This window comes from Luminiphilus syltensis NOR5-1B, from assembly GCF_000158175.1.
GTDB classification, from domain to species: Bacteria; Pseudomonadota; Gammaproteobacteria; order Pseudomonadales; family Halieaceae; genus Luminiphilus; species Luminiphilus syltensis.
The window spans coordinates 2,731,319-2,743,115 of sequence record NZ_DS999411.1 but is presented as its reverse complement, the minus strand read 5'-3'; the positions used below and the strand labels follow the sequence as shown (position 1 = coordinate 2,743,115).

The window sequence follows — 11,797 nt, the reverse complement described above, 5'->3', positions numbered from 1 at the left end:
AAGTGCCGTTAACGGATGCGCGGCAGCTGAAGCAGCGAAAGAAACTCCCGCCGCGTGCGTGCATCCTCGCGGAATGACCCCAGCATGGTTGACGTCTTGGTCACCGAATTTTGCTTTTCCACGCCACGCATCATCATGCACATGTGCTCGGCTTCGATGATCACGCCGACGCCCTCGGCGTCGGTGACCTGCTGCACGGCGTTGGCGATTTGCAGCGTCAGTTGTTCCTGAATCTGCAGCCGCCGGGCATACATATCGACGATCCGAGCAACCTTCGACAGACCCAGCACTTTGCCGGTGGGGATGTAGGCCACGTGGCAGCGGCCAATAAAGGGGAGCATGTGGTGCTCGCACAGGGAGTACATTTCGATGTCCTGAACAAGGACCATTTCGCTCGAGTCAGTGGGGAACAGCGCATTGTTGACCACTGTGTCCAATTCCTGGTCGTATCCACGAGTCAGGAATTTGAAGGCCTTGGCGGCGCGCTTAGGGGTGTCCTCGAGGCCCGGTCGAGTGACATCCTCGCCGATCGCCTCAATGATACTCTGCCAGTGGTGTTCCATGAGTAGCTCCTGTTTCCTGCTGTGGATGTTAGCATGCGCCGCCAGAGGGTTTCCCGGTGGTGCGGATGAGCCAATTCCACGACATTATTAAAAGTACTGAGTCCCGGTTAGCTAAAGCCGGTGTCTACTGCGGCCATGGGTATGACTCTCACCACGATGAAGCGGTAGCTCTCGTTCTGGCCGCTGCGGGGTTACCCATGGACACAGGTCAAGATGTTCTCAATACGTCCTACCCGCGGCCTGCGGATCTGCGATTGACTGATTTTGTCCAACAAAGAATCGAGGGCCGTAAACCGGTCGCCTACATAATAGGTCAAGCCTGGCTGGGACATTTGTCGTTTCACTGCGATGAGCGCGCACTGGTGCCGCGCTCGCCGCTGATGGGGCTGGTCTATGAACGCTTCTCACCCTGGTGGGTGGGCGGTGTTCCCGAGCGGATTGTTGACGTTTGCTGCGGTGGTGGAAGTTTGGGCATTCTCGCGGCCACTGAGTTTCCCGGGGCGGAGGTTTTGTGCCTCGATATTGATGAAAAAGCGTTGGCGCTGGCGGAAGAGAATATCGCCCGGCACGGACTGCAAGGCCAGATCTCGACCGTGCGTGCTGATTTGCTGGGCCCGCTATCGCCCGACTCAGTCGATATCATTCTCGCCAACCCCCCCTATGTGGATGCACAGGATATGGCCGACTTGCCGGCCGAATACTCCTGGGAGCCGCGGCTTGCTCTTGAGGCCGGCGATGACGGGCTCGATCTGGTGCATCGCTTACTGGTTCAGGCGGCCTCGCGGCTCAGGGAGTCGGGTTATCTGTTCCTGGAGGTGGGTAACAGCTGGCCGGCGATGGAACGTGCGTTTCCGCGTTTTGAGTTTTTATGGCTGGAGCCTGAATGGGGTGGTCATGGAATTACAGCGCTCAGTCACTTCGATTTGATCACATTGTTGGACAGTGGCGGCTATAATCTCGCAAGGAGCTGATTTATGTCTGGCAATACCTTTGGCAAGTTGTTCACCGTAACCTCATTTGGCGAAAGTCATGGTGGGGCAATCGGTTGTGTGGTCGATGGCTGTCCGCCCGGATTACCGCTGACGGCGGCCGACCTTCAACCCGATCTCGACCGGCGAAAGCCCGGAACGTCCCGTTTTACCACTCAACGTCGTGAAGCGGATGAAGTAGAGATTCTGTCGGGGGTTTTTGAGGGGTTGACGACGGGAACACCCATCGGGCTGTTGATCCGCAATAGTGACCAGCGGTCGGGGGACTACAGCAAGATCGCCCGGCAGTTCCGTCCCGCCCATGCGGACTACACCTACCAGCAGAAGTACGGTGCCCGGGATTATCGGGGCGGCGGACGGTCGTCAGCACGAGAAACGGCGATGCGGGTGGCGGCGGGGGGTATCGCTAAAAAGTGGCTCGCCGAGCGCTATGGTGTTCGAATCCGTGGTTATCTTTCCCAGCTGGGGCCTCTGGCGGCTCAGAGCCACGACTGGTCACTGGTTGAGACCAACCCGTTCTTTTGCGGTGACCGGAATCTGATCCCCCAGCTGGAGGAATTCATGATTCAGCTGACCAAGCGCGGTGATTCCGCCGGTGCGCGCATCAATGTGATCGCCGAGGGCCTACCTGCCGGTTGGGGTGAGCCCATTTTTGATCGCCTCGATGCGGATATCGCCCACGCGATGATGGGTATTAACGCGGTAAAAGCGGTAGAAATCGGTGCCGGGTTTGCCTCGGTCGAGCAAATGGGTTCAGAACATCGTGATGCGCTGACGCCTGAGGGTTTTACCAGTAACAACGCCGGGGGCGTGCTTGGTGGTATCAGCAGCGGCCAGCCTGTGGTCGTCAGCATGGCATTAAAACCCACCTCAAGTATCCGCATTCCCGGGGACAGCATCGACGTGACGGGAGAGGCCGTCGAAGTGGTCACCACGGGCCGCCACGATCCCTGTGTGGGTATTCGGGCAACGCCAATTGCCGAAGCTATGCTGGCACTGGTACTTATTGATCATGCGCTCCGACATCGCGCGCAAAATGCCGATGTGATCAGCGAAACCCCGTCTATCCCGGGAGTCATTGATCTGTGACAAGAGCGGGTCGGCGGCGCCTGAGGACGTTTTTCCTGGGCATTGTTGCAGCGGTCGCGCTTTTCTGGGGGGCGATTGACATCGTTGGTGCATCCCCGGATCGATTATGGGCAAGCCTGGGTGCGGTCCTTGTGGGCAGTGTGGCTCTGGTCGGCCTGGCGGCGCTGGCGGCGGTACTACTGATTCTTGTTAAACACCGATCACGGCGCTGAGCGGGGCTCGATATCAATGTCCAGTGTCATCGCGTCGGCGATCTCGTCAAGAGTGGTCTGGATGCCTTCCAACGAATAGTTCTCGGGCGCGGTAGCCTCTATCTCTGCCAAGAACAGGGTTTCTCCGGTCCACGGTGCGCTTTCCACCCCTGACGTCATTCGCGAGACGTTAATGCCCGCATCGGCCAATGCCTTTGAAATTCCACGCACAATACCCGGCCGATCCGGTCCTGTGACGCTCAATGACAGATTGGTGGGGTGGCTACCGGTGGGTGGGCCGGCATCGGTAATCCGCACATCGACACTGTGACCCGCGAGCCCTGAAAGTGCCTCCGCGAGCGCGGGCTGCTGGTCGGGGTGCATGCCGACAAGAATGAGCCCGGCAAACTTGCCTTCCAGCTGACTCAAACGGCTATCCAGCCAATTGCCACCATGAGCCTCGATGGTATTAGCCAGCTGTTCGACGATGCCGGTACGGTCATCGCCGACGAATGTCACCACGTAGCGGTGGGGCATCGATCGATCTCCCTGGTCTTTGAGCCCTTATAGTAACGCGGAGAAAGCGTTAGAGTAGCGTCTTTGGCAAAATCCATCGGAGGTGGTTGGGTGAAAACAGTGAATTTCGGTATAGCGGCCATGGCAATGGCGGGTGTGATGGTGTCGTTCTCTGCGCGGGCTGAATTCGATTGGCAGACAGCGCTCAACGGCGAGCATCGCTCTGCGGCAGCAATTGCTCGTAATGAACACCGGCATCCGCAGGAGACGCTGGAGTTTTTCGGTCTGGAGCCGGGTATGACGGTGCTTGAGGTTTATCCTGGCGGAGGCTGGTACACCAGTGTTCTTGCACCACTGATGAAGGGGCAGGGCACGTTGATCGCCGGTCATTTTGATCCCAATGGTGGCGGCTATCCGCGCAAGTCGCTAGGTGGCTTTCTCAAGACCCTCTCGGCACACCATGGTGTTTATAGTGAGGTCGTGGTGTCGGCGGTACAGCCACCGATCGCGACGGGTCGTATCGAAGCTGAATCCGTCGATCTTGCTGTTGCGTTCCGCAACGTGCATTCCTGGATTAATTCCGGTCATGTGAACGCTTTTTTTGAGGAAATCTATGACACCCTGAAGCCTGGCGGTGTTTTCGGTCTGGTTCAGCATCGTGGAGCCGATGATTTACCGATGGCCGCGAGCGGCGATCTGGGTTATGTCGCAGAACCTGTGGTGATCGAATTGGCGAAAGCCGCAGGCTTTGAGCTCGAGGCCAGCAGTGACATCAACGCCAATCCGAAGGATACCGCCGATTACCCTCAAGGTGTCTGGGCCCTTCCACCGAGTTTGGACGGAGCGGAAACCGCCGAGCAGAAGGAAGCCATGCTGGCTATCGGTGAAAGCGATCGTATGACCCTGCGGTTTGTCAAACCCGCCGAGTGATTGGGTTTAACGGGTAATCCCTGCTCGGGGCAGTGCGTTGGACGATGAAATGGTCGAAACCGCTCGGGTGATTGATGCGCTTGGGCTTGTTTGTCCCGAGCCCGTCATGATGCTGCATGCGGAAATTCGCAAAACGCCAGCAGGTGGTTTGGTTCGTTTGTTGGCGACCGATCCGTCCGCGCAACGGGATGTTGCCAGCTTCTGTCGGTTCCTCAACCATGAATTGCTGGAGACACATGAAGGCGATGATCGGTTTGAGTTTGTGATTCGCAAGGCGATGGCTTGATCGCTGTCTCGGGCCTAGACGAACCGCAGGAACTTTCGTCTGCGGCGTTGGTTCGTTCGTTTAATACCTGTTTTTTGACCAGCGAATGTACCCAACTCGTGGGTGGAGCAGCGGAACCTTTTTATCGTCCCGCAACGGCTGAGCAGTCGGCTTACATTTTCTTCCGCGAGGACTTTATTGCGAGTGCTTTACATGAGGTGGCCCATTGGTGTCTCGCCGGGCCGCAACGCCGCCAATTGCCCGATTACGGTTACTGGTACACCGAGGACGATCGCGACCTCGTACAGCAGCAAGCATTTTTCACCGTTGAGGCGCGCCCCCAGGCGCTGGAATCGATCTTCTGCGAGATGCTGGGGGTTGAGTTTCGTCCCAGCATTGATAACCCCGGCGCTGAGATTCCAGGACATTTGCTCCGTGACTTCGAGGCCCGTGTCGCGGCATGCCGGAGCCAATTCGTAAGAAAGGGGCTACCCGATCGCGCACAACGGGTGCGCCGGGCATTGACAGCCCTCGCGCTTGAATGCACCGCGTGAGCGTCGCATGCGGGTAGTCTGTGATGAAAACATTGCCATTACCCCGGCACTGCGGGCCATTGCCGACGAGATTGCGTGTTATCCGGGCCGGGCTATTTGCGCTGAGCACCTCGGTGGCGCCGACGCCTTGCTGGTGCGTTCAGTGACGCAGGTTGATGAAGCGCTGCTCAGGCGCGCCTCGCTACGATTTGTGGGCACCGCCACAGCAGGGGTCGAACATATTGATACCGACGCCCTCGTCGAACGCGGAATTGCCTTCGCCCATGCTCCGGGTGCCAATGCCAATGCGGTGGTGGAGTATGTGCTCAGCGCTATCGCCCATTGTGGGCGGCTGTCATCGGTTATGGCGGGCGCAAAGGTAGGGGTGGTTGGGTGTGGCGCTGTCGGTTCCCGTCTATGCTCGCGTCTGGTAGCACTGGGTGCCGAGGTACTTGTGTTTGACCCTTTCGTGGCGATTGCTCCACCCATGGTGGCGGCTACGCTCGAGGAGGTCCTGGCGTGCCCGATAGTCAGTTTGCACCCGGCGCTGCATAACGGCCCCGAATTTCCGAGTTGCGGGATGGTGGGTTTAGCGCAGGCGCGATACTTCGGCGCTGATGATGTGCTGATTAATGCCGGTCGTGGACCACTGGTGACCCGCGAGGCGCTGTCGACAATGGCGGCTTCCGGAACCACGCTGGTGCTGGATACCTGGCCCTCCGAGCCCCGGATCGACAGTGAATTACTCCGCCAGACTATGCTCGCTACCCCGCATATCGCCGGGTACAGCCAGGGTGCCAAGTTAAGCGCTACCGACGCGCTGGTAAGGGCTATGGCTGAGGCCGGTTTATGCCCTGAAACCGATCTAACGGTTGCTGTCGAACCGTTCAGCAATGTCATTGATACTCGCCAATGGAGTAACAATCCGGACGAGAGCGGCTGGCTAGCTCAGCTGCTTATTGAGGCCTATCCTGTGGCCGAGGATGATCGGTATCTGCGCCGTTTTGAGCGTTTGGGGGTGAGCGCCACTCTATTTGACAGTCTTCGCAAAAATTACCCTTTGCGTGCCGAGCTGGCCGGCCAAACGGTTAAACTGTCGTCGGTTTCCCCTCGACTTGAGGGCATCCTGGGCAGCCTCCAGGTAATAATCGAATAATCCCGCATAGGAGGGGCAATGAGTGATAGCAATTCAGACGATCGGGAGTGGCGTCAGAAGCTGACTCCTGAGGAGTATCACGTACTCCGAGAGAAGGGGACGGAGCGGGCGTTTACCGGCGAATACTGGAACTGTGATGATGACGGGACGTACCGCTGCCGTGGCTGCGGTGAACCGTTGTTTGAGTCGGAAACCAAGTTTGACGCCGGCTGCGGTTGGCCGAGCTTTGATAAACCCAAAGCGGAAGCCGCTATCGAAGAAGTGCGCGACACCAGCCACGGGATGATTCGTACAGAGGTCGTGTGTAAAAACTGCGGCGGTCATCTGGGCCACGTGTTCCCCGACGGCCCGACCGAGACCGGGCTGCGCTACTGCATCAACAGCCTCTCCATCAAATTGGATGAGAAGGCGAATTAAAAGAAGCGCGATGGACAAAGACCGTTCATCGAGAATTTTACGGGTCGTCATTTTCCCCGCATAGGCTTCGCGACGGCCTCACCGACTTGAAGGCATAGGGTGTGCTCGTCGGCGAATGGCTTTCAAAGCCATGATTGAGGTACCGCGTAGTCCATGATCCGCTAACGCGCGATGGACCAAAAAAAAGGCCGCAGATTTGCGGCCTTTTTGATATGGAGCGGGAAACGAGGTTCGAACTCGCGACCTCAACCTTGGCAAGGTTGCGCTCTACCAGCTGAGCTATTCCCGCAAATATGGCGTCCCCTAGGGGGTTCGAACCCCTGTTCCCGCCGTGAAAGGGCGGTGTCCTAGGCCACTAGACGAAGGGGACGCTGCGTCTGCGATTAACAGAGGCGCGAATCATAGTTACCGGACTTATCGACGTCAAGCCTTAGGAGGCATTTTCTCGCTACTCGAGCCCAAGTTCGGTAGTATTCGTTCCTTTTTAAATCGAGAGGCATCCATGTCCGGGCAACCTGCTCCCGCACTCAAAATCTCGTCGCTGACCAAGACCTACGATAACGGCTTCGAAGCCCTTAAAGGCATCGATCTGGAGGTGGCTGAGGGCGCTTTTTTCGCGCTTCTGGGGCCTAACGGGGCGGGTAAGTCCACCACGATTGGCATTGTGGCCTCGTTGGTGTCAAAAAGTGGCGGCAAGGTCTGGATTCACGGCATTGATATTGACGAAAACTTTCCGCTCGCCAAAAAACAGATCGGTATTGTCCCCCAGGAATTTAACTTCAACATCTTTGAGAAAGTGGAAGACATTTTGCTCAACCAGGCGGGTTATTACGGAATGCCCCGGGCTGAGGCCAAGGTTCAGGCCGAGCACTACCTGAAAAAGCTTGGTTTGTATGAGAAGCGCAATACCACCGCACGAATGTTGTCCGGGGGTATGAAGCGGCGGCTGATGATCGCCCGGGCCCTGATCCATTCACCGAAACTGCTGATTCTCGATGAACCCACCGCTGGTGTGGATATCGAGATGCGCCGCTCGATGTATGACTTTCTCAAAGAAATCAATAAAGCGGGTACCACGATCATCCTGACAACGCATTATCTCGAGGAGGCCGAAGCGCTCTGCCGAGACATCGCGATTATTAATCACGGCGCGATTGTGACCAATCGGTCCATTAAGTCGCTGCTGCGGGACCTGAACCGTGAGGTTTTCATGCTCGATTCCTCGGATACCTTGCCGGATCCGCTGACCTTGGAAGGTTTTACCTTCACGCGGATTGATGACAACAGCCTCGAGGTAGAGATCGAACGCGGGCAGGATCTTTCTGAGGTGTTCAGTCAGCTGCGTACTCAGGGCGTGTCGGTGGTCAGTATGCGCAACAGCGCCAACCGACTTGAGCAGATGTTTGTCAATTTGCTGGAGGAATCCGCATGAGTGCGTATGAGCAATACATCGCGTTTATGACGATTTTGCGGAAAGAGATACGCCGCTTCACGCGCATCTGGACCCAGACCTTGCTGCCATCGGCTATCACCATATCGCTGTACTACATGATTTTTGGCAATTTGATTGGATCCAGAATCGGTGAGATGGACGGCATTTCCTACATGCAGTTTGTGGTGCCCGGTTTGATCATGATGTCGATCGTGACCAACTCCTATTCGAACGTGGTGTCGTCATTTTTTGGAGCCAAGTTCAATCACAGCATCGAGGAACTGCAGGTATCGCCCATCCCCAATTACATCATTCTCTGGGGTTATGTTTCGGGCGGCATCGCCAGGGGCCTGTTGGTGGCGATTATTGTTACGCTCGTATCGCTATTTTTCACGCGACTCGAGGTCAACAATTACCTTCTGGTGGTCGCGGTGGTGGCGATGACATCGGTGCTATTTGCACTGTGCGGGTTTATCAACGCGGTGTTCGCCAACTCCTTCGACGATATCAGTATTGTACCCACCTTTGTGCTGACCCCTCTCATTTACCTGGGCGGCGTCTTTTACTCCCTCGATCTGCTGCCTGATTTTTGGGCGGGTCTGTCAAAGGCCAACCCGCTGGTCTACGTAGTCAATGCCTTTCGCTACGGCGTGTTGGGTATTAGCGACGTGGATATTCGTATCTCGCTGTCGATGATCGGCGGGTTTACCGTGATTGCCTATCTGTTCAGTCTGCATTTGCTGCGCAGTGGAAAGCGCCTCCGAAGCTGATGGTCGATCGCGTTCTCGGCAGCCGGGTTGATGCACCCACCCGCTACAGCCCGGAAATTTTAGAGCCCGTCGAACGACAGCGGGGCGATGAACGGCTGTCACCGATGTTGGGCGCCGACGTCTGGCACCTCTATGAGCTATCCTGGTTGAGCAGGGAAGGGTGGCCCACCGCGTTTGTCGGTGCGTTGGCGATTCCCGCCAGTTCACCCCGTACGGTGGAGTCGAAGTCGCTCAAGCTGTACCTCAATTCCCTGAATTTCCATCGCTTTGACAACGAGCGGGCCGCGGTCTCGACGATAATGAGAGATGTGCAGGCTGTTGTGGGTGCATCGGTCGATCTGACCATCGCTGCACCTACCGAATTAGCGCAATGGACGCGGGAGCCGGCCGGCGTCTGTATTGACGATGTCTTTTCAGGCGCGCTGGTAGCCGCTGATTGGGGGGCTTCCCGGAAAACGCCATTCTCGCAGGGCGAGGATAGAGTGTCTGAGACGCTGATATCGCACCAGCTGCGGTCGCTGTGCCCGGTCACTGGTCAGCCCGATTGGGGTACTCTGGTCGTTGATTACAGCGGATATCGGCTGGACCCCGCCGAGTTGCTGTCCTTTGTGTGTTCGTTCCGAGAGCATCAGGACTTCCACGAGCATTGTGTGGAGCAGATCTACAAGAAGCTCTTTGGGGACTTAAGTCCTGAAGCGTTGACGGTCACCGCGTATTACCAGCGCCGTGGTGGGATCGATATTACCCCCTGGCGTGGCCACGAGAAACTCGATGCGCCGCTTTGGCGCATGGGTCGTCAATAAGCGCCTCTTTTTACGTCCCCCTGCACTGCCAAGGCCTGAAATCCTATGCTAAACTCCCGCGCCTTTGGAGAGGTGGCCGAGTGGTCGAAGGCGCACGCCTGGAAAGTGTGTATACGGCAACGTATCGAGGGTTCGAATCCCTCCTTCTCCGCCAGACAAAAAATGGCCCCAACGGGGCCTTTTTTTTGTCTGTTGATAAGGCGGTGTGGACGAAGCCTCGGGTTCGACAAAACGCGACCAAAGGAGCGTTTTGGACGGTGTCGCCTGCGACGCCGCCCCGCAGGGGTGAAAACAGCCCCAAGGCTGTTTGAATCAATCCCTCCTTCTCCGGACCCTCCCTGCCTTGTGCCAGCATGGTGGTTCCGTTCCGTATCTCCATCGTGCGGAACGAGCCAGATTGGGCAGCAGTAAGAGGAGCGACGCGTCCGAAGCGTGCATTGAAACTGCTTCAGGGCATCAGATTACGTTTGTTTGCGTTATGAAAGCAATGGCCTGCCGCTATGTAGCAAGCAGAGCCTGCTCATACGAGCTTTTCAAAGATGGTTGCTCGCTTACCCAGCCGCCCTTACTTGCAATAAGTAACTAGGAGCGTTACAGTATCTCAAACTGTGGGGGTGGCTTTTGATTCACAGCTTTCGTGACCGGTGGCTTCAGGACTTCTATCTGATAGACAAGGGTAGTAAGAAGCTTCCCTCTGAGATCAAAGACAGGCTTTTCCGTAAGCTGCAGCTGATTGATGATGCGACCTGTGATCTGGACTTGCGTTCACCGCCGAGCAACCACTTTGAAAAGTTGAGAGGAAGATTGGCCAGCAAGCATTCAATTCGTATTAACAAACAAGGGCGATTGGTATTTGCGTGGTCAGATGAAAGAGGCGAGGCTAAAGACATTTATCTGGATAGCCACGATTATCGATGAGGTAGGCGATGAATATTACGAAACGACAACCCGTCAGTGTGGGCGAAATGATCAATGAAGAATTCCTGGCGCCAATGAGGCTGACCCAGGGACAGCTGGCAGATGCAATGGGTGTGAGTCGAAAAACCATCAACGAACTCTGTACCAATCGTCGCGCCATCACTGCGGATACCGCGTTGATGCTGGCCACGGTCTTTGGTAATTCACCGAATTTCTGGCTGAACTTGCAGCAGCGAAACGAGCTGTGGAAAGCGCTGAATACACCGAAGCGGCGAGCTCGAATCGAGAAGGCCAGGCCCGTCGCGGCTTGAGGTCTATGGGATCACCACGGGACCACCTTCACGACCTTTGATGCCCTCTAATGACACGCTCATTTTTTAACACTCTGATTTATACGGCATTAGGGGCATGGCGAGGCGGCAAAACGCCTGACTCAGGGTTCGATCAACGCTGTCCCGGGTAGCGTTTGGACGCACAGCCGTCAGGCTGGGCGCCCCGCAGGGGTGAAAACAGCTTCAAAGCTGTTTCAATCAATTCCTCCCTCTTTGCCAGACACAAGAATGAGAAGTCCGAAAGAAGGCATGCTTCAAATGAAAGCTTTAATATTACTTGTTACCTTTCTTGGAGCCGCATCGGGTTGTGCGGTTCAGGATAAAGGCACGCCGCCGAGCGTGGTGGGTTACACCGAAACAGGGATCGCCTCTTTTTACGCAGCGAAATACCAGTTTAGGCAAACGGCAAACGGCGAGAGGTTTAACCACCTTGCCAAGACCGCTGCGCACAAGACTTTGCCTTTTGGCACGAGGCTGAGCGTCACGAATCGAGAAAATGGAAAATCCGTCATCGTTCGAGTGAATGACAGAGGCCCGTTTATTGACGGCCGGATTGTCGATCTAACCCGGGCCGCGTTTTCTTCCATAGCTGATACCAGTAAAGGCGTCGTTCCAGTAACCATTGAGGCGATTCCATAGCTAAAGGCAATCTTGCCTGATCGCAGTGTGATTCCTGTGGGCCGACACGGCGAAGGACGCCTAGCCGAGTAAAACGCCCGATGCAGGATCACTGCATCGGGCGTTTTCGCAGTACAGGGTTGACGACGCAAAAAAAACCGAGGTTCAGGGCTTCTTCTATCATTTATGGGGTTTCCCTACCTATATTGAGGCTGCGGCCAGCACAGGGAAAACTATGTCCCCGCACTTTCTGCAGAAACCGCTTGTCCCCAGCG

General features: G+C 56.3%; 16 protein-coding genes and 3 tRNA genes. 15 read left to right on the top strand and 4 right to left on the bottom strand.

The genetic code is table 11. The annotated features are described in order from the left end of the window. Window positions 1-8 precede the first annotated feature (8 nt). A complete protein-coding gene (gene folE / locus NOR51B_RS12460; RefSeq protein ID WP_009020481.1) occupies window positions 9-563 on the bottom strand; it encodes a GTP cyclohydrolase I FolE in 555 nt (184 codons plus the stop codon). 65 nt (window positions 564-628) lie between these two features. Between folE and prmB the strand changes: the two genes are divergently transcribed. Genes prmB through NOR51B_RS12445 form a run of 3 tightly spaced genes read left to right on the top strand, consistent with a single transcriptional unit; the run spans window position 629 to window position 2,853 of the window. Next, on the top strand, window positions 629-1,534 hold the full coding sequence (prmB, locus tag NOR51B_RS12455) for a 50S ribosomal protein L3 N(5)-glutamine methyltransferase (protein WP_009019538.1): 906 nt from the start codon (window positions 629-631) through the stop codon (window positions 1,532-1,534). Window positions 1,535-1,537: 3 nt separating this feature from the next. Next, window positions 1,538-2,641: a chorismate synthase gene (gene aroC / locus NOR51B_RS12450; protein ID WP_009019274.1), complete on the top strand. Its 1,104-nt coding sequence runs from the start codon at window positions 1,538-1,540 to the stop codon at window positions 2,639-2,641. Continuing rightward, the gene (locus tag NOR51B_RS12445; protein ID WP_040482104.1) at window positions 2,638-2,853 is read left to right on the top strand and encodes a hypothetical protein; all 216 of its coding nucleotides are present in this window, start codon (window positions 2,638-2,640) and stop codon (window positions 2,851-2,853) included. Before aroC ends, NOR51B_RS12445 begins: the two co-directional genes overlap by 4 nt. Here NOR51B_RS12445 and NOR51B_RS12440 read toward each other — a convergent pair. After that, window positions 2,842-3,369: a glycine cleavage system protein R gene (locus tag NOR51B_RS12440; protein WP_009019695.1), complete on the bottom strand. Its 528-nt coding sequence runs from the start codon at window positions 3,367-3,369 to the stop codon at window positions 2,842-2,844. The genes NOR51B_RS12445 and NOR51B_RS12440 overlap by 12 nt on opposite strands. Before the next feature lie 90 nt (window positions 3,370-3,459). Between NOR51B_RS12440 and NOR51B_RS12435 the strand changes: the two genes are divergently transcribed. The 5 genes from NOR51B_RS12435 to msrB are packed head-to-tail and all read left to right on the top strand — an operon-like array spanning window position 3,460 to window position 6,649. Further along, window positions 3,460-4,278, top strand: coding sequence for a class I SAM-dependent methyltransferase (locus tag NOR51B_RS12435; protein ID WP_230198465.1), 819 nt, complete (start codon window positions 3,460-3,462; stop codon window positions 4,276-4,278). A 49-nt stretch (window positions 4,279-4,327) separates the two neighbouring features. Beyond that, entirely contained in the window at window positions 4,328-4,564 is a 237-nt protein-coding gene (gene tusA, locus NOR51B_RS12430) for a sulfurtransferase TusA (RefSeq protein ID WP_040482609.1), read from the top strand. Continuing rightward, window positions 4,561-5,097, top strand: coding sequence for an elongation factor P hydroxylase (locus tag NOR51B_RS12425; protein ID WP_230198464.1), 537 nt, complete (start codon window positions 4,561-4,563; stop codon window positions 5,095-5,097). The genes tusA and NOR51B_RS12425 overlap by 4 nt, the downstream gene beginning before the upstream one ends. A 7-nt stretch (window positions 5,098-5,104) precedes the next feature. Further along, the gene (locus NOR51B_RS12420) at window positions 5,105-6,232 is read left to right on the top strand and encodes a 4-phosphoerythronate dehydrogenase (RefSeq protein ID WP_009019074.1); all 1,128 of its coding nucleotides are present in this window, start codon (window positions 5,105-5,107) and stop codon (window positions 6,230-6,232) included. 18 nt (window positions 6,233-6,250) lie between these two features. Continuing rightward, window positions 6,251-6,649, top strand: a complete 399-nt coding sequence (gene msrB, locus NOR51B_RS12415; RefSeq protein ID WP_040482103.1) for a peptide-methionine (R)-S-oxide reductase MsrB — start codon at window positions 6,251-6,253, stop codon at window positions 6,647-6,649. A gap of 213 nt (window positions 6,650-6,862) precedes the next feature. Here the strand turns inward: msrB and NOR51B_RS12410 are convergent. Both NOR51B_RS12410 and NOR51B_RS12405 read right to left on the bottom strand, forming a co-directional pair. Continuing rightward, window positions 6,863-6,938 (bottom strand) — tRNA-Gly (locus NOR51B_RS12410). A 5-nt stretch (window positions 6,939-6,943) separates the two neighbouring features. Beyond that, window positions 6,944-7,019, bottom strand: a tRNA-Glu gene (locus NOR51B_RS12405). Between the two features lie 132 nt (window positions 7,020-7,151). Between NOR51B_RS12405 and NOR51B_RS12400 the strand changes: the two genes are divergently transcribed. The 7 genes from NOR51B_RS12400 to NOR51B_RS12370 all read left to right on the top strand — a co-directional run bounded on the left by NOR51B_RS12400 (window position 7,152) and on the right by NOR51B_RS12370 (window position 11,543). Further along, a complete protein-coding gene (locus NOR51B_RS12400) occupies window positions 7,152-8,081 on the top strand; it encodes an ABC transporter ATP-binding protein (RefSeq protein ID WP_009019781.1) in 930 nt (309 codons plus the stop codon). Next, the gene (locus tag NOR51B_RS12395) at window positions 8,078-8,851 is read left to right on the top strand and encodes an ABC transporter permease (RefSeq protein WP_009019203.1); all 774 of its coding nucleotides are present in this window, start codon (window positions 8,078-8,080) and stop codon (window positions 8,849-8,851) included. The genes NOR51B_RS12400 and NOR51B_RS12395 overlap by 4 nt, the downstream gene beginning before the upstream one ends. Next, on the top strand, window positions 8,851-9,654 hold the full coding sequence (locus NOR51B_RS12390) for an NADPH-dependent 7-cyano-7-deazaguanine reductase (protein ID WP_009020276.1): 804 nt from the start codon (window positions 8,851-8,853) through the stop codon (window positions 9,652-9,654). The genes NOR51B_RS12395 and NOR51B_RS12390 overlap by 1 nt, the downstream gene beginning before the upstream one ends. Before the next feature lie 66 nt (window positions 9,655-9,720). Continuing rightward, window positions 9,721-9,808, top strand: a tRNA-Ser gene (locus tag NOR51B_RS12385). Window positions 9,809-10,275: 467 nt separating this feature from the next. After that, on the top strand, window positions 10,276-10,572 hold the full coding sequence (locus tag NOR51B_RS12380) for a type II toxin-antitoxin system RelE/ParE family toxin (protein ID WP_009019482.1): 297 nt from the start codon (window positions 10,276-10,278) through the stop codon (window positions 10,570-10,572). Between the two features lie 8 nt (window positions 10,573-10,580). Further along, complete coding sequence (locus NOR51B_RS12375) at window positions 10,581-10,883, top strand: HigA family addiction module antitoxin (protein WP_040482101.1); 303 nt, start codon at window positions 10,581-10,583, stop codon at window positions 10,881-10,883. A 279-nt stretch (window positions 10,884-11,162) separates the two neighbouring features. Further along, complete coding sequence (locus NOR51B_RS12370) at window positions 11,163-11,543, top strand: septal ring lytic transglycosylase RlpA family protein (RefSeq protein WP_050759481.1); 381 nt, start codon at window positions 11,163-11,165, stop codon at window positions 11,541-11,543. Window positions 11,544-11,797 lie beyond the last annotated feature (254 nt).

What these genes read in the sequence shown, in the direction of transcription:
- folE (WP_009020481.1), bottom strand. Translation starts at nt 563, where the DNA reads ATGGAACACCACTGGCAGAGTATCATTGAGGCGATCGGCGAGGATGTC.
- prmB (WP_009019538.1), top strand. Translation starts at nt 629, where the DNA reads ATGAGCCAATTCCACGACATTATTAAAAGTACTGAGTCCCGGTTAGCT.
- aroC (WP_009019274.1), top strand. Translation starts at nt 1,538, where the DNA reads ATGTCTGGCAATACCTTTGGCAAGTTGTTCACCGTAACCTCATTTGGC.
- NOR51B_RS12440 (WP_009019695.1), bottom strand. Translation starts at nt 3,369, where the DNA reads ATGCCCCACCGCTACGTGGTGACATTCGTCGGCGATGACCGTACCGGC.
- tusA (WP_040482609.1), top strand. Translation starts at nt 4,328, where the DNA reads ATGGTCGAAACCGCTCGGGTGATTGATGCGCTTGGGCTTGTTTGTCCC.
- NOR51B_RS12420 (WP_009019074.1), top strand. Translation starts at nt 5,105, where the DNA reads ATGCGGGTAGTCTGTGATGAAAACATTGCCATTACCCCGGCACTGCGG.
- msrB (WP_040482103.1), top strand. Translation starts at nt 6,251, where the DNA reads ATGAGTGATAGCAATTCAGACGATCGGGAGTGGCGTCAGAAGCTGACT.
- NOR51B_RS12400 (WP_009019781.1), top strand. Translation starts at nt 7,152, where the DNA reads ATGTCCGGGCAACCTGCTCCCGCACTCAAAATCTCGTCGCTGACCAAG.
- NOR51B_RS12395 (WP_009019203.1), top strand. Translation starts at nt 8,078, where the DNA reads ATGAGTGCGTATGAGCAATACATCGCGTTTATGACGATTTTGCGGAAA.
- NOR51B_RS12390 (WP_009020276.1), top strand. Translation starts at nt 8,851, where the DNA reads ATGGTCGATCGCGTTCTCGGCAGCCGGGTTGATGCACCCACCCGCTAC.
- NOR51B_RS12375 (WP_040482101.1), top strand. Translation starts at nt 10,581, where the DNA reads ATGAATATTACGAAACGACAACCCGTCAGTGTGGGCGAAATGATCAAT.
- NOR51B_RS12370 (WP_050759481.1), top strand. Translation starts at nt 11,163, where the DNA reads ATGAAAGCTTTAATATTACTTGTTACCTTTCTTGGAGCCGCATCGGGT.